We start from the raw sequence: 15,517 nt of genomic DNA, 5'->3' as shown, positions 1-15,517 counted from the left end.
AGAAACAAATTTAGAGCTTTTTAGGTAAACGAACCAAAACAGATAAACCACCTAAATCAAGACTTCGAGATAGAACTAGGCTTCCACCTAGTCGCTGCGTGGCTTTATCGACAATTGAAAGTCCGAGACCACTGCCCACCTCTAAATGATGATGCACTCGATAAAAACGTTTTAGAACTTTATCGTACTGTTCAGCATCAATACCGACACCGCTATCTTCAATTTGAATGCAAGCAAAATCGTCACTGTCACTGTAAACTGAAATGTTAATAATACCTTGATCTGGAGTGTACTTAATCGCGTTATCAATCAGATTAAAAATAATTGAATGAACAGTTGATTCAAGGCTTTGCATTTCTATCAAATCGTTACGTTCAAAACCTAAGTCAATTTCTTTTTGCATTGCAAGATTAACAAGCTGTTCAACACAATTGAGTGCGACATCATTCAAACGAAAGTGAGTATTTGGTTCGATTAAACTTAATCCAACATCTTGTTTTGCTAAAGCTAAAAGCTGCGTCACCAAATGCTGAATACGCGCCAAGCCTTTACTCAAATTTTGCAATGCTTCATGTTCAGGAAATTGGCTAATCAGGATCTTGGTCTGTAAATTGAGTGCAGTGACGGGTGTTCGTAATTCATGTGCAGCATCTGCTATAAACTGCTTTTGTTCGGTTTGAGCATGTTGAATTCGTTCAAATAAATGATTCATCTCCTCAATAGTTGGGATCAACTCTTGAGGATAATGATTGCCATCAATGGGCGCTAAACCATCTGAATCACGTCGCTTTAATTCTGTTTTGAAATCGTCGAGAGGTTTTAAACTCAAACGAATGATAAAAGCTAAAACTAAAATCGCAAAAGGCAATAAAATGATATAGGGAACAAACATACTCCCTGCCAATTCCCAAGCAAATGATTGGCGAACATCTTCCTGCTGACTAACTTGTATTTGATAGTCTTTTAAAGGAATCACATAGACACGCCATTTGCCTTGTGGCGTTTCTTGGCTATAAAAACCTGCTTGTTTTACAGGGGGGATGAGTAAGTGTGTTTGATGCCATAAATGACTTTGATCTTTATAAGCCCAAATATCAACCAACAAATCTTCTTCGTGATATGTGCGATGCAATTCAACTTTACTCGCAACAGTTGTTAATGGCTGAGCAGTCGAACGCTCAGCCATATATTGCATTTGTGTATCAAGAATCTCATCAACTTCATGTAAAGCTGTTTTATAAGCTGTAAAGATTAATAAACATCCAAGCAGCAAACTAAAGACCGAAGTTCCCCAAATCAGTCTTTTTTTCAGTGAGTATTGCTTAGATATTTTCATAAATATTTATGATTGTCCCAGTCGGTAACCCAAACCACGGATGGTTCGAATAAAATCTTTACCTAGTTTTGCACGTAAGTGATGTACATAAACTTCTATGGTATTACTGGTCACCTCACTATCAAAATCATAAAGCTTATCTTCAAGATTTGCTTTGGAGAAGATTTTATTTGGATGGCTCACAAGCGGAATTAAAATTGCCCATTCACGGTTTGATAACTCAATCTGTTGTCCTTTGAAGGTCGCCAAATGCTGCTCAACATCAAGAACCAAATCACCATTTTTCAATAACTGCGATTGATTTTTAAGTTGTGCTGTTTCTGCATGACCTCGACGTAATAGTGCATTAATTCGTGCCAATAACTCATCGAACTCATAAGGTTTAATTAGGTAATCATCCGCACCTTGATTCAACCCATCGACACGGTTTTGCAGTTGATCTCTTGCTGAAATGATCAATACTGGAAGTGCACTACGTTGACGGATTTGTCTCAATACCTGCATACCATCCATCATGGGTAAACCTAAATCAAGCAAAACTAAATCAAAATTATGCTTTGCTAATAAGGACAGCCCATCTACGCCATTATTGACCCACTCTACCTCGAATTGATGGTAGCGCAACAGAGTCAATGTTGACTCTGCAATCATAAAATCATCTTCGATCATCAAGATTTTGGTCATGACTTTATCTCACCTTATGGGTTGGAACATGTCGCTAACATGTCATTTTTAGGGTCAATCACCTTGGTTTTGACATCGAGTAAACTCAACATCGTTGGAAACAAATTGTCTTGACTCAATACACTCTTATTTTGCTTCGCTAAACATTTCATTTGTTCTGGAGCTTGCTTTTTCCAAAGATCAGAGAACCACATAAACATTGGAACATGGGTTTGTTGAGTCGGGGCAATTGCATATGGCGCTCCATGTAAATACATACCACTTTCACCTGTTGATTCACCGTGATCCGATAAATACCACAAGCCTGCTTCGTGCTGTGTTTGACCTTTTAACGTTTCAATCAATGAGTCCAAAACATAATCCGTATAAAGCAAGGTATTATCATAACTATTCACAAGTGCATCACGCGAACAACCTTGAATCGCATTGGTATCACAGGTCGGTTTAAAAACTTTAAATTCTGCTGGAATACGTTTGTAATAGGCTGGACCATGACTACCCATTTGATGTAGTACAACTAAGCGTGGACGCGTATCATCTTTAGGAATTGTTGCAAGATATGCTTTCAAGCTATCAATTAAAATATCATCAAAACACTCTTCATCTTTACACCATTTCTTTTGAATTGGCTCTGGAATATTAAATTGTTCAACTCGATCACAAGTTCCCTTACAACCAGAATTATTATCAATCCATGTCACTTGATAACCTGCACGTTTTGCAATATCAAGTAGACCTTCACGATGGCTTGCAAGTCGTTCATCATATTCTTTACGTGGCATACCAGAGAACATGCATGGTACGGAAACAGCTGTCGCTGTACCACAAGAGCTCACTTGAGCAAAATTAATTAAATCCTGTTTCGCAAGCTTCGGATTGGTATTCTTAGCGTAGCCATTCAAAGAAAAGTTTTCTGCACGTGCCGTCTCACCCACCACTAAAACCATCAATTTAGGTAAAGCAGTAACATTCGCTTTCTGCATTGAAGCATCTTCACCATAAGTCACTAACGGTAAATTTTCTTTAGGTGCTTTCTTCTTATAATATGAAGCAAATGAAGCAATCATATTTTGCGGTGAGATCATTCCCTTCAAATCACGGTTTTCACGGAATATCGCTGCAAAATCAACGTAAAAAACAAACAATAATCCACCAACCAAAGCCAATGAAACAATTGAAGCAATCACTTTTTTTACAATTTGACGCAGGATTGGTTCAGGCTTTAACTTCACCATCAAAATTGCAATGATGGGAAGTACAGTCATTCCTAATGTCCATACAACCAAATGCCAAGACCATGTATCACGTGCTTCAGCAACATCAGTTTGCATTAAATTTTGCACTTGATCTGATGTAATTAAAACACCAAGCGTATTCACAGTATATGAAGCAAAGCCACCAATAAAAACTAAAGCGATAGCTATTGGTTTTGCTGTCCATTTCCAGTTAAAAAGCTGAAAAATAAAATGATAAGCTGCAACAACTACAATAATGGATGCTGCGACAAACATTCCCGCTTTTATCCCAGTATAGGGCGTAAGCGATTGGATTTTTTCATAAAAAGCAAAGTTAAGAAAAATACCTAACCATATTGCAAGCAATAGATTAAATGCAAACAAGGATATCGATTTGGTTTTGAGTTTCTGTAGGAACATGATCTTCACAGTCTGAAAATAGATTTCTTAACTTGCTTAAGATAAGAATAAAAACTTAAAAATGACTTAAACTAAATAATTGAGAGTTAACAAAACAATGGATCTAGATCTAGGCATCAAAGCATATGTCAAAATAATTCATTTTAAAACAATGAATTCCATTTACTTTCCATCTAAAATTTGTCTTAGTGTTATTGTCGAAAATCATTTTATTCAGTTAAATGATTATATTACAACATAATAAAATAGAAATAAAAAAACACCCCCTAAGTCAAACTTAGGGGGTGTTTTTAGATACAAGATATTAGAATTTAAATTCTAAACCTAACCCTGCTACAGGTTGCTTATCTTTTTTGTCCGCTTGTTCAAGCGTTAGATAACCCGCATAACCATATGTTTTAACTTGTTTGCTAAATGCATAGTCAGCACCAGCAATCACTTGTTTGGCTTTAAAATCTGCCGTGTTGTTTTTAAAACTCGTATCATTTTGGCTATATTGACCTTTCACCGTCCAATTTTTTGCTTGCGGAATATTATATTCAGCACCAATTAACCAACCTTGAGCATCATCAATATTTTCAGATCCAGCAGCATTGCCTAATGCTTTTTCAACTTCAGACGTTTGATAAAGTGCTTTTAATGCCAAGCCTTCTACTGGATTTAAACGACCAATTGCACGAACTGTATTTGCAGCAGCAAATAATTGACTCCCTGCAATCGCCTTATCAGAAGCATTAGCATTTAGAATACCACGTCCTAAGAAATTACTAGGAATCGCTTTGTCATATCCAATACCAGCAACTAATAATGGGCTTTCAAAACTCGCTGAAGCTGACCAAGAATCACCTAGGCCTCTTCCAGCAACTTTTGCAACACCTGATTTACTGTTATCAATGCCGGTTGCTTCACCTGTTGCCAATAAAGCATTTACTTTAATTGCACCATCTAATACAGGTACTTTTACTGCAGGAGATTCGTAAACAACGACATTGCTAATACGATTTTCACCAGTAAAAATACCATTCACATCAGCTTTGTTTGCCACATAGTTATTAAACGTATCAACAGCGCTCGACAATTGCTTAACTGGGGTATCATGTACGCCAATTTTAATTGTACCTAATTGACTGTCTTTTAAACCAACAAAGCGGTTACGTTGCGTCCAATCAGTGCTATCACCATCAGCGCTTAAGCCCCATTCCGCAGCATAAACAGCGCTTAAACGATCTGTTAGCTTTTCGTCGCCTTTGATTCCAATAAACGAACTATTTGAGCTGATTTCCCAAACATCTCGATTAGCAGTCTTTGCATTTTTTTCTGGTAAATAATCAACACTGGCATCAATCTCACCATAGATTGTTGGTGCTGCGAATGTTGAAGTTGCGAGTAAACCAAGCACTGCTGCTGTTACAATTTTGATTTTCATTGTTTACGTCCTAGCTAAATTTGTAACAAATCCTACACATTAACTTTATATGACAAAACGATTAAAATCTTATTTATTTATTCTATTTTCGACTAAAGTTTAATTTTTATACACATCAATTACATTTTATAAGTTCTATAAAAAATATTTTTTTATTAATAAATTTCAATAAATTAAATAATATTTTTTAAAACACTATTCCATGAAAAATACTTATGCACAATCACGAGACTTTGAGTTAAAACAATAAACTTTGCCGATGAAGCAATATAAAAACCATCATTTATATTTCAAAATTAAGAAATATTAAAAGAAATTTGTAATAAAAATTTGTTTTCATCTTGTATTTTCTTTCCAATAGAAAATCGGGAATAGACAAAAAATAGCAATCATACAAATCAAACATAAGTAACGATAATATCCAATTGCATCAGCCAAAATTCCACTTCCTAAGTACAGTAAACCACTCATCGTAGCCATAATCGATACCTGAAAAGTAAAATCTGTACCTGCAAATGCTTTGCGACTGTACTGCATAATCAAAGTTAAGATGACCACCAATAACATTGCTGAACATGCATCTTCAAATGCATTGACGATATATAACCAAAATGGAGTAATCTGCTGATTAGTTTCATACCCATAAGCAATGCCTGTATAAGCTACTAAACTGATAATCTTCAGAATTGAGAAAGTAATTAAGCATCGTATTCTGGAAAAATGTTTCAATAAAAGCCCTGCAACACCTGCTCCTAGCAGCGCCGCCATAGCACCAAATATGGTGATAAAAATGCCTATTTGGGTGTAATTTAGGCCCATATCTACCATCAAAGGTTTTAATAATGGTCCTGCCAAACCATCAGCAACTTTAAAGCTCAATAAGACCATCAACCACGTTTTTAACTCTTGAGAAGATGTAAAATAAGTAAGATATTTTTTAATTGATTGGCTAAATGAAATCGAAGAAGTTGTCTGCGCGCTATTTGTAAAATCATGCCTAGGCTCTCGATAAAACAAAATAGGTAGGGTATTCAAAAAGACCAACATGGCTAAAATAAGAAAGGTCTTTTGCCAATTTAACCAATCTAAACACCAAAGCACTGCTCCACCACCAACAATAAATCCTAAGCGTGAACCAATCACTTGAAATGTATTGCCCCAATGCTGTTGATCCTGTTTGAGTAAATTGATAGCTAAAGCATCTGTGGCAATATCTTGTGTCGCACCAGTAAAATTCATCAAGAAAAGTAAGAGAAAGAAAATAAATAAATAACTAGGTTGATCAAGTACTTGAATAGGGAAAAATGACAAAATAACCAAAATACAAACACTGGATAATTGCGTCGGAATGATCCAGCTACGGTAATGTCCTAAACGAGAGAGTGCAAAACGATCAACATATGTCGCCCAAAAGATTTTGATCGACCAAGGCAGCATCAGTAAACCAAAACCACCGATATGTGCTAAAGAGACACCTTGTGCCCTTAAAATTACGGGTAAGGCATGGGTCATGAAACCTACAGGTAATCCCTGTGCCCAATATAGAGAAAACAATAAAATGTAAATCTGTCGAAGATTAAGCATTTACAGTTTTCCAGAGCAACAAAAGAGAGAACTCAAGTATCTAATCCTTTCATTGATCTGGCAATAAAATCTTAGTTTTTGCCAATGCTAGACCTCTCATGAGCGTTTAACATAAATTGTAGTTGTCATCGTATTTACAGATTTATGCCACAATATTTTCCTGACTTACCTCCGTTAGTTCCGCAACGTGGAACGGCTTTCAGTCGTACTTTGTGTAGAAAACTATTTTTAGGACAAGGTTGGACTGTGGTTGGAGAAATTCCAAACTTACCCAAAGCAGTTGCTATCATTTCTCCACACACTTCAAATATTGATGGTTGGTATGGTTTCTTGGCAATTGGTGGGCTCGGTTTAAAAATTACAGTTTTAGGAAAGGATACTTTATTTAAACCACCCTTTAAGTCAATTTTAGATTGGGCAGGACTCATTCCTGTTCACCGCGACAGCACTAACGGTCTCACTGAACAAGTGGTCGCGACTATTCACAAATATGACAAAATTTGGGTTGGTATGGCACCCGAGGGAACGCGAAAAAAAGCTGAAAAAATAAAAAGTGGCTTTTATCATATAGCTCATGCAGCAGGAATACCCATTGTGATGTTTGCTTTCGACTACGATCGCAAAACCATTTACAGCTTAGGAGCATTTACACCAACAGGTCACTATCAAAATGACCTTGAACAGATTATGCAGCGTTATGTTGGTCATTTTTCTCCAAAGAATCCGGCTTGGCTGGCAGAACCATTACAAAAACTTGTGAAAAAGGACTAGAAAATTAGGGGTAAATCTGCTCTGATGTGCCCATCTTTTTGTCTATTTTATCTCCACTTCATATGAAAATTGCTCGACTGTCTTGCTTGGCTTTATTCAGCTTAGCTTTATTTGGTTGTGATCAAACTGTAAAAAATGCTCCCCCTACGACTTCGATTAAAGCTCGTGAACCTGTTATCGCTTTGGCTTTAGGTGGAGGTGGTGCAAAAGGCTTTGCGCATATTGGTGTCATTAAAGTTTTAGAATCTCATGGTATTAAAGCTAAGATTGTCACTGGAACAAGTGCGGGTAGCTTTGTTGGAAGTATTTATGCAAGTGGGCAAACCCCTTATCAAATGCAAAATCTCGCATTAAAACTCCAAGAATCTGATTTGCGTGATCTTACCATCAATAGCCAAGGCATTATCCTTGGGCAAAAACTGCAAAACTATGTCAATACTCAAGTTGGAAACAAACCAATTGAAAAATTTCCAATTCGCTTTGCTGCGGTCGCCACTCGTTTAGACAATGGTAAAAAAGCTGAGTTTATTAAAGGAAATGCAGGTCAAGCCGTACGGGCCTCTTGCAGTATTCCCAACGTCTTTGTTCCAGCTGTGATTGGTAATACCAAATATGTAGATGGTGGTTTAGTCAGTCCTATTCCTGTGAAAACTGCCAAAGATATGGGTGCTGATATTGTGATTGCAGTCGATATATCTGCACGTCCAACAGGTGATAAACCATTAAGTATGTGGGGTTTATTGGATCAGACCATTAATATTATGGGGCAACAAAGTATTAATGAAGAATTGAGCCAAGCAAATATTGTAATTCAACCGAAAGTCGGTCATTTGGGTGTACTTGATCTGAAATCGAGTAATCAAGCAATTTTAGAAGGTGAAAAATCGGCTCAAGCGAAAATCACATCAATCCAAAATGCAATTGCAACATTTAAGAAATCTCCTGCTGCATTTAAACCTGCACCAAAAGCTAAATTCTAATCATTATCTTCAGGGGCTGCTGCTATTTTATAATAATCATCAGCCCCAATATCTAAAAAAACAATCTTTGTATATTCATAAACATAATGATCTGCTACAGTGCCAAAGTGAATGTTTTTTCACCTAACTCAGTTTAATGATGCGAGCAAATCTATGGAGTTTGTAGTTGAGCCTTGGCACTGGTTTGTATTAGGAATTTTGCTGATCCTTTCAGAGTTGATTTTGACCGCTTTTGCTGCGTTATGGTTTGGCGTAGCCGCAATTATGGTCTGCATTTTACTATGGCTTTTCCCAATGATGGGCTTTACCACCCAAGTGATCACATGGGGAATTTTATCCATTTTATGTACGATTCTTTGGTTCAAGTTTATCAAACCACTTTCAATTGATAAAACTAAAGCAGGCCTAGCGCGTGAATCAACAATAGGTCAAGTGGGTATGGTGATTAAAACTGGACTTGATCATGGACAAATCGTCGTACGTTTTCCCATGCCTATTTTAGGTTCTGATGAATGGAATTGCCGTTCTACAGCTCCAGTACAAGTTGGTGATCGTGTCCGAGTAATTGATATTTTAGGTAATGATTTAGTCGTTCAACCACATAGCAACTCATAAACATAAAGAGGGTTTCCAATGTCTGTCGGTACTATTGTTGTCTTAGCACTTTTAGCTTTTATTGGCACAACTATTTTTAAAGGGGTGCGTATTGTTCCTCAAGGGTATAAATGGATTGTGCAACGTCTAGGTAAATACCATACCACCCTAAACCCAGGTCTGAACTTTGTTATTCCTTATATCGATGAAGTGGCGTATAAAATTACAACGAAAGATATTGTGTTAGATATTCCATCTCAAGAAGTGATTACTCGAGACAATGCTGTTTTAGTGATGAATGCAGTCGCTTATATCAATCTAACAACTCCAGAAAAAGCCGTGTATGGAATTGAAAATTATACGTGGGCGATTCAAAACCTAGTGCAAACTTCATTACGTTCGATCGTCGGCGAAATGGATTTAGATGATGCTTTATCATCTCGTGACCACATTAAGGCGAAATTAAAAGCTGCCATTTCTGATGACATTTCAGATTGGGGCATCACCCTTAAAACAGTTGAAATTCAAGATATTCAACCATCACATACAATGCAAGCTGCGATGGAAGCTCAAGCAGCGGCTGAACGTCAACGTCGTGCAACGGTGACGAAAGCAGATGGTGAAAAACAAGCTGCAATTTTAGAGGCGGATGGTCGTTTAGAAGCTTCCCGGCGTGATGCAGAAGCTCAGGTAGTCCTTGCTGAATCTTCACAACGTGCGATTGAAATGATCACCACTGCTGTAGGTGATAAAGAAATTCCTGTTGCTTATTTATTGGGTGAGCAATATGTGAAAGCAATGCAGGATCTATCTAAATCAAGCAATGCAAAAACTGTGGTACTCCCATCGGATGTACTTAATGCTATCCGTGGAATTATGGGTAAACATTAAACTCACTTTCCAATCAAAATAAAGCAGCGTTATCGCCGCTTTATTTTTTTATACATTCTGAATCAGTTTTCGTTCTTTAACCGGCAATTTTCCTGCCACCAAATCATAAGAATCTTTAATCAGGTCTTGCAGCAGATCTGCTGTAATTTCATCACCGCTGGCGATTGATATCCAGTGTTTCTTATTCATATGGTAGCCTGCCGAAATTGAAGGATACAGCTCTTGATATTCCAAGCTTTTCTCAGGCTTGCATTTGATGGTTACAAGCAGCTTTCCAGAATATGCACCAATCAACATAAACATCTTGTCAAAAATTTTAAACACCTCACAATCTGGTCCAAAGGGTTGGGACTGGATTGAAAAAGCAAGTTCTTGCCCATACTCGAGTGCAAGTTGTTGTAATTGATCGTCCTTCATAAAACCGTATCCTATTTTATTTCTTATCATTTATGGTCTTGGCTTAGATTAACTTTGGCGTGCTAACAAGAATTGAGAAATTTCAACAAGTTCTTTAGCATCATCCCCGAAATATGCTAATGCTTCAAAAGCTTGATCATGTAAAGTTTGAGCATAAGCCTGAGCTTGAGCCAATCCCATCAATGCAGGATAAGTAGATTTTTGCACTTGCTCATCTTTGCCCGCAGTTTTACCTAAAATTTCAGTACTCGCCGTAACATCAAGAATGTCATCTTGTACTTGAAAAGCTAAACCAATGGTTTGCCCAAATTGACGCAATTTAGGAATTGCTTGATCTGTCCCATTAAAGATGGTCACGGCACCCATCATAATCGCGGCTTGAATCAGCGCCCCCGTTTTATTACGGTGAATATTTTCTAATTCAGTTTGATCAACTTGTTTGCCTTCAGCCTGTAAATCAAGTACTTGACCACAAACCATTTTAGAGCTTGCTGTCGCCAAAATTTGCATTTGCTTCAAGACAATAGCTGCATCTGTACCTTGGCCTTGTTCATCAAACAAACGGCTGCCCAATATCTCAAATGCCATAGACTGTAAAATATCACCGGCTAATAGTGCCGTATCTTCACCAAATGCCACATGACAGGTTGGTTGACCTCGACGTAACAAATCATTATCCATGCATGGCAAATCATCATGTGCTAAGGAATAACAATGTATTAACTCAATCGCAACGGCAGCACGACGAGCCGCTGCAGAATTATGATTCGGCAATAGAGCTGCTGTTGCATAACATAATGCAGGACGGACACGCTTGCCGCCCAACATTACTGCATGATGAACGGCTGACTTTAATGGTTCAGGAATAGAAAATGCAGCCAATGCTGTCAATAAATCTTGTTGAATACGTTGTTGAGATTGTTGTAAAACATCCGCATTAACTTGAGAAATAGATGACACGATTGCCTCGGGAAATTTTAATGAAAGGATCAACCGACAAAAACTTGCCAGAATGACAACATCATAACATTATTTATTTAGAGAAATTGTTTTTGTGTTTTTAATAACTTTAAAATAATAAAGCCTTCAAACGAAGGCTTTATTCATAAGATCAAATCAGTATTTAGAAAGTATCACCAGGTACACGCACCCAACCTTCCATCAATACACGTGCACTACGGCTCATAATCGCTTTTTTGACAGCCCACTTCCCATCAATTAACTCGGCTTGAGCACCAACACGTAAAGTGCCTGATGGATGACCAAAACGAACCGCTTCACGCTCACCACCACCGGCTGCCAAATTCACTAAAGTACCCGGAATTGCGGCTGCCGTTCCAATCGCCACGGCTGCTGTCCCCATCATGGCATGATGTAGCTTACCCATAGACAATGCACGTACCAATAAATCAACATCTGTTACTTCAACAGTTTTGCCACTTGAAGAACTATAGCTTTTAGGTTCTGAAACAAAAGCGATTTTAGGTGTATGCTGACGTGCTGCTGCTTCTGAAATATCTTTGATCAGGCCCATCTGAACTGCACCATATGCGCGAATTTTTTCAAAACGCGCTAAGGCTGCGGCATCTCCATTAATATGATCTTGTAATTCTGTTCCTTGATAGCCAATATCTTCAGCATTCAAGAAAATAGTTGGAATACCTGCGTTAATAAATGTCGCTTGGAATGTTCCAACATCGGGCACAACCAATTGATCAACAACATTTCCTGTAGGGAACATATCCCCACCCTCTTCGCCATCATCAGCGGGGTCTAAAAATTCAATTTGAACCTCTGCTGCTGGGAAAGTCACTCCATCTAATTCAAAATCACCTGTTTCCTGAACCTGACCATTGGTTACTGGGACATGTGCAATAATGGTTTTTTGAATATTCTTTTGCCAAATACGTACCGTACAAATCCCATTTTCACGAATACGATCTGCATCGACCAAACCATTTGAAATAGCAAATGAACCGACTGCTGCAGTCAAGTTGCCACAGTTACCACTCCAATCTACGAAAGCTTGATCAATTGAAACTTGTCCAAATAAATAGTCGACATCGTGCTCTGGCTCTGCACTTTTTGCCAAGATCACTGTTTTACTGGTACTTGAAGTTGCACCGCCCATACCATCAATCTGTTTACCATAAGGATCTGGACTTCCTATGACACGTAGTAAGAGCAAGTCACGTGCTTTTCCAGCAACTTGTGCGGCTTCAGGTAAATCATTGAGATTGAAAAAGACACCTTTACTCGTGCCACCACGCATGTAGGTTGCAGGGACTTTAATTTGTGGTACTGAACTCATGTCAATTTCATCCTTTTATCATGTTGTTGGTGCAAGTGAATGTGAGCTTAAATTATCGTAGAGTCATCTGAAATGCCATACGACTATACGATTAAAGCAAAGCGGAATAGATAAAGTACATCGTGTATATTGAGTAAAGTTGAATAACTTAACAATGGCACGAAAATAAACAACTGCTGTTTAAAAAACAAAAGTCTGATTTAAATGTCTAAAATACCACCATCATGTAGTTTACTATTCGTTCAAATATAGGATTTTAAATAACTTTTAAAAACTACTTTCCAGTCATAGCCAAGCTGTACTTTTACTAGGCTAAAACTTTGCAATCTATTAGAATATTCCACTTATTCCTCGTCGAGCTCAGTCCTTTGAACAACGATTCTTCTCAACTTCAGCGTGGACTAAAAAACCGCCATATCCAGCTCATTGCTATGGGTGGAGCTATTGGTACGGGCTTATTTTTAGGTTCTGCGCAAGTCATCCAGTCTGCTGGACCATCAATTATTTTGGGTTACGCAATTGGTGGTTTGATTGCATTTCTCATCATGCGCCAATTAGGTGAAATGATTGTCGAAGAACCTGTCGCTGGTTCATTTAGTCATTTTGCTTATCAATATTGGGGGAAGTTTCCAGGATTCTTATCAGGTTGGAATTATTGGGTACTATATATCCTTGTTGCGATGAGTGAACTGACTGCGGTTGCAAAATACATTAACTACTGGTGGCCTCATATTGCGGCTTGGCAATCAGTGTTATTTTTCTTTGTCATTATTACGGCAATTAATCTGACTAACGTTAAATTCTATGGTGAATCAGAGTTTTGGTTAGCTATTATTAAAGTGACTGCTGTTGTCGCTATGATTTTATTTGGTTTGTTCTTACTTTTCACAGCAGATGCAAATTCAACAGCCTCATTTAGTAACCTTTGGTCACATGGTGGATTCTTTCCAAACGGTTTTGATGGTTTGTTTTACATGCTTGCCTTTATTATGTTTGCTTTCGGTGGAATCGAACTGATTGGTATGGCTGCGGCAGAAGCCAATGATCCAAAGAAAACGATACCAAAAGCAATTAATCAAGTTGTTGTGCGTATTTTGGTTTTCTATGTTGGCTCATTAGCGATTCTCCTTTCACTTGTGCCTTGGAACCAACTGGATTTAGGTGGTTTAGACAAAAGTCCATTTGTGATGATTTTTAGTCAAATGGGAATTAGTTGGGCGGCTCATTTACTTAACTTTATTATCTTAACAGCGGCTTTATCTGTATATAACAGCGGTATGTTTGCCAATAGCCGTATGCTTTTCGGTTTAGCACAACAAGGGAATGCGCCTAAAGTTTTCGCTAAAGTAAATAAACAAGGTGTACCGATTCCTGCTGTTTTATTATCTGCTTTATTGATTTTTGGTTGTGTACTGTTGAACTATTTTGTTCCAGAAGATGCCTTAGGTCATTTGATGTATGTGGTGGTTGGTGCTCTAGTGCTTAACTGGGCAATGATCAGCTTAACTCATTTAAAATTTAAAGCGATGGTAAAGCAAAAGAATTTAAAAACCAGTTTCCCTGCGTTATGGTCACCAATCAGTAACTACTTAGTCTTAGTTTTCATTGCAGTCGTGCTGTACATCATGTGGCAACAAGGTTTCAAAGAATCTGTGCTGATGATTCCGATCTGGATTGTATTAATGTTTGTGCTATATAAAGCTTTAAATCTTAAAGCTAAAGACTAAATATCTGATCAAATTCATCAAAAAGTGATTGCTTAGGCAATCACTTTTTTGTTTATAATCATAAAATTATGCGCTTATAGCTTAACTGGATAGAGCAGTTGCCTCCTAAGCGACCGACGTGGGTTCGAGTCCCGCTGAGCGCACCATTTAGATGATTGAGATATAAACAATAGCATCCTTGAACAAAGTAAAAATCTATAAACAATTAATTTTAAAAATAAATTTAACTATTTAATTAGCTAATAATCCTTTCGCTTTGGTGAGTAAATCTTGTTGATCTATCTCAGACGGATGAAAACTAGCTTTATAGAATGCTAAATAATCAGGTAGTAAACGCCACGTCATTTGAGTCAGTCCTAAAAGCGTTTGAGCATTTTTTAAAAGTTGTGCTGGGGAATACAAGGTATTTTTGCGGTCTTGCCAGGCAAGATGACTGGTCATCACAATAGTGCTAGTTATAAATCCCACTGTGATAGTTCGCATACTTCTACGACGCTGCGCTAGATTAGCAAAAACTTGCTGATATACATCAAAAGCTACATGCTTATGCTCAATTTCTTCAACAGCATGCCAAAGCCATAGATTCTTCATGTTTTCTGATAAACCCTTAAACATGACATTTGGATACTGAAGCATATAACCAGCCATCATTGCCGTAAAATGCTCAAGTGCGACCGTTGCAGCCAATTGACGGCGTTGGCTCAAAGTCCGTAAGCGAATCATCTCCTGCTCATAAGCCTTTTCAAATTTTTTTAAATGATATTCGCTGCTTTGCACCAACTGATTAAACTGTTCGTGAGCGCGGGCATGATGTGCCTCTTGACCAATAAAACCTGAAATATCTTTTTGTAATTGTTCATCATGAATTTGATCACGCACATTACGAACAGTTTCTACAAAAAAACGTTCTCCCTGTGGAAAGCTCATAGATAGTGCTGTGAGAAAATGTGACATTAGCGTAGATTCAGTATAGTGCGCTTTAATTTTCTCAGGTTTAAACTGCGTTTGGCGCACCGTAATTGTATTATGTGACATTATGGCTTTCCTTCCCCTAAAACTAAAGCGCAAACGGTTTTAACTACGTTAATAAGACCATCAAGAAATCATATATTCAACAGCAAACCGACAAGAGCTACATCAT

At 37.7% G+C, this 15,517-nt stretch carries 14 protein-coding genes and 1 tRNA gene; 6 read left to right on the top strand and 9 right to left on the bottom strand.

The genetic code is table 11. The features are described from left to right. Positions 1 to 10 precede the first annotated feature (10 nt). The 5 genes from AC0JIQ_RS03550 to AC0JIQ_RS03530 all read right to left on the bottom strand — a co-directional run bounded on the left by AC0JIQ_RS03550 (position 11) and on the right by AC0JIQ_RS03530 (position 6,685). Complete coding sequence (locus AC0JIQ_RS03550) at positions 11 to 1,336, bottom strand: ATP-binding protein (RefSeq protein WP_474202654.1); 1,326 nt, start codon at positions 1,334 to 1,336, stop codon at positions 11 to 13. Positions 1,337 to 1,342: 6 nt separating this feature from the next. Continuing rightward, positions 1,343 to 2,020, bottom strand: coding sequence for a DNA-binding response regulator PmrA (locus AC0JIQ_RS03545; protein WP_004664536.1), 678 nt, complete (start codon positions 2,018 to 2,020; stop codon positions 1,343 to 1,345). Between the two features lie 14 nt (positions 2,021 to 2,034). Continuing rightward, positions 2,035 to 3,675: a phosphoethanolamine transferase gene (locus tag AC0JIQ_RS03540; protein ID WP_474202653.1), complete on the bottom strand. Its 1,641-nt coding sequence runs from the start codon at positions 3,673 to 3,675 to the stop codon at positions 2,035 to 2,037. 304 nt (positions 3,676 to 3,979) lie between these two features. Next, complete coding sequence (locus AC0JIQ_RS03535; protein WP_336938752.1) at positions 3,980 to 5,101, bottom strand: porin; 1,122 nt, start codon at positions 5,099 to 5,101, stop codon at positions 3,980 to 3,982. Between the two features lie 336 nt (positions 5,102 to 5,437). Beyond that, positions 5,438 to 6,685, bottom strand: coding sequence for an MFS transporter (locus tag AC0JIQ_RS03530; RefSeq protein ID WP_474202652.1), 1,248 nt, complete (start codon positions 6,683 to 6,685; stop codon positions 5,438 to 5,440). 144 nt (positions 6,686 to 6,829) lie between these two features. Between AC0JIQ_RS03530 and AC0JIQ_RS03525 the strand changes: the two genes are divergently transcribed. The 4 genes from AC0JIQ_RS03525 to AC0JIQ_RS03510 all read left to right on the top strand — a co-directional run bounded on the left by AC0JIQ_RS03525 (position 6,830) and on the right by AC0JIQ_RS03510 (position 9,921). Continuing rightward, positions 6,830 to 7,456, top strand: a complete 627-nt coding sequence (locus AC0JIQ_RS03525; protein ID WP_087535760.1) for a 1-acyl-sn-glycerol-3-phosphate acyltransferase — start codon at positions 6,830 to 6,832, stop codon at positions 7,454 to 7,456. Between the two features lie 62 nt (positions 7,457 to 7,518). After that, positions 7,519 to 8,436 (top strand): patatin-like phospholipase family protein, encoded by a 918-nt coding sequence (locus AC0JIQ_RS03520; RefSeq protein ID WP_474203220.1) that lies wholly within the window; start codon positions 7,519 to 7,521, stop codon positions 8,434 to 8,436. 153 nt (positions 8,437 to 8,589) lie between these two features. Continuing rightward, positions 8,590 to 9,051, top strand: coding sequence for an NfeD family protein (locus AC0JIQ_RS03515; protein WP_474202651.1), 462 nt, complete (start codon positions 8,590 to 8,592; stop codon positions 9,049 to 9,051). 18 nt (positions 9,052 to 9,069) lie between these two features. Continuing rightward, the gene (locus tag AC0JIQ_RS03510) at positions 9,070 to 9,921 is read left to right on the top strand and encodes an SPFH domain-containing protein (protein WP_004664547.1); all 852 of its coding nucleotides are present in this window, start codon (positions 9,070 to 9,072) and stop codon (positions 9,919 to 9,921) included. Positions 9,922 to 9,969: 48 nt separating this feature from the next. Here the strand turns inward: AC0JIQ_RS03510 and AC0JIQ_RS03505 are convergent, their stop codons facing one another. The 3 genes from AC0JIQ_RS03505 to prpF all read right to left on the bottom strand — a co-directional run bounded on the left by AC0JIQ_RS03505 (position 9,970) and on the right by prpF (position 12,649). Then, positions 9,970 to 10,338, bottom strand: a complete 369-nt coding sequence (locus AC0JIQ_RS03505) for an MmcQ/YjbR family DNA-binding protein (RefSeq protein ID WP_046739393.1) — start codon at positions 10,336 to 10,338, stop codon at positions 9,970 to 9,972. A gap of 48 nt (positions 10,339 to 10,386) precedes the next feature. Next, positions 10,387 to 11,298: a polyprenyl synthetase family protein gene (locus AC0JIQ_RS03500; RefSeq protein WP_474202650.1), complete on the bottom strand. Its 912-nt coding sequence runs from the start codon at positions 11,296 to 11,298 to the stop codon at positions 10,387 to 10,389. A 163-nt stretch (positions 11,299 to 11,461) separates the two neighbouring features. Beyond that, positions 11,462 to 12,649: a 2-methylaconitate cis-trans isomerase PrpF gene (gene prpF, locus AC0JIQ_RS03495; RefSeq protein ID WP_474202649.1), complete on the bottom strand. Its 1,188-nt coding sequence runs from the start codon at positions 12,647 to 12,649 to the stop codon at positions 11,462 to 11,464. Between the two features lie 368 nt (positions 12,650 to 13,017). Here prpF and AC0JIQ_RS03490 point away from each other — a divergent pair, with 368 nt between their 5' ends. After that, positions 13,018 to 14,376, top strand: a complete 1,359-nt coding sequence (locus AC0JIQ_RS03490; protein WP_474202648.1) for an amino acid permease — start codon at positions 13,018 to 13,020, stop codon at positions 14,374 to 14,376. Positions 14,377 to 14,446: 70 nt separating this feature from the next. Next, a tRNA-Arg gene (locus AC0JIQ_RS03485) sits at positions 14,447 to 14,522 on the top strand. An 85-nt stretch (positions 14,523 to 14,607) separates the two neighbouring features. On the opposite strand, the gene AC0JIQ_RS03480 is transcribed toward AC0JIQ_RS03485, so the two are convergent. Then, on the bottom strand, positions 14,608 to 15,411 hold the full coding sequence (locus AC0JIQ_RS03480) for a metal-dependent hydrolase (protein WP_004664554.1): 804 nt from the start codon (positions 15,409 to 15,411) through the stop codon (positions 14,608 to 14,610). Positions 15,412 to 15,517: the final 106 nt, after the last annotated feature.

The sequence above is a fragment of the Acinetobacter sp. FB genome (assembly GCF_056033405.1).
This window is presented reverse-complemented; position numbering and strand designations above follow the sequence as displayed.

What these genes read in the sequence shown, in the direction of transcription:
- AC0JIQ_RS03520 (WP_474203220.1), top strand. Translation starts at nt 7,519, where the DNA reads ATGAAAATTGCTCGACTGTCTTGCTTGGCTTTATTCAGCTTAGCTTTA.
- AC0JIQ_RS03525 (WP_087535760.1), top strand. Translation starts at nt 6,830, where the DNA reads ATGCCACAATATTTTCCTGACTTACCTCCGTTAGTTCCGCAACGTGGA.
- AC0JIQ_RS03480 (WP_004664554.1), bottom strand. Translation starts at nt 15,411, where the DNA reads ATGTCACATAATACAATTACGGTGCGCCAAACGCAGTTTAAACCTGAG.
- AC0JIQ_RS03540 (WP_474202653.1), bottom strand. Translation starts at nt 3,675, where the DNA reads ATGTTCCTACAGAAACTCAAAACCAAATCGATATCCTTGTTTGCATTT.
- AC0JIQ_RS03515 (WP_474202651.1), top strand. Translation starts at nt 8,590, where the DNA reads ATGGAGTTTGTAGTTGAGCCTTGGCACTGGTTTGTATTAGGAATTTTG.
- AC0JIQ_RS03545 (WP_004664536.1), bottom strand. Translation starts at nt 2,020, where the DNA reads ATGACCAAAATCTTGATGATCGAAGATGATTTTATGATTGCAGAGTCA.
- AC0JIQ_RS03530 (WP_474202652.1), bottom strand. Translation starts at nt 6,685, where the DNA reads ATGCTTAATCTTCGACAGATTTACATTTTATTGTTTTCTCTATATTGG.
- AC0JIQ_RS03550 (WP_474202654.1), bottom strand. Translation starts at nt 1,336, where the DNA reads ATGAAAATATCTAAGCAATACTCACTGAAAAAAAGACTGATTTGGGGA.
- prpF (WP_474202649.1), bottom strand. Translation starts at nt 12,649, where the DNA reads ATGAGTTCAGTACCACAAATTAAAGTCCCTGCAACCTACATGCGTGGT.
- AC0JIQ_RS03505 (WP_046739393.1), bottom strand. Translation starts at nt 10,338, where the DNA reads ATGAAGGACGATCAATTACAACAACTTGCACTCGAGTATGGGCAAGAA.
- AC0JIQ_RS03535 (WP_336938752.1), bottom strand. Translation starts at nt 5,101, where the DNA reads ATGAAAATCAAAATTGTAACAGCAGCAGTGCTTGGTTTACTCGCAACT.
- AC0JIQ_RS03510 (WP_004664547.1), top strand. Translation starts at nt 9,070, where the DNA reads ATGTCTGTCGGTACTATTGTTGTCTTAGCACTTTTAGCTTTTATTGGC.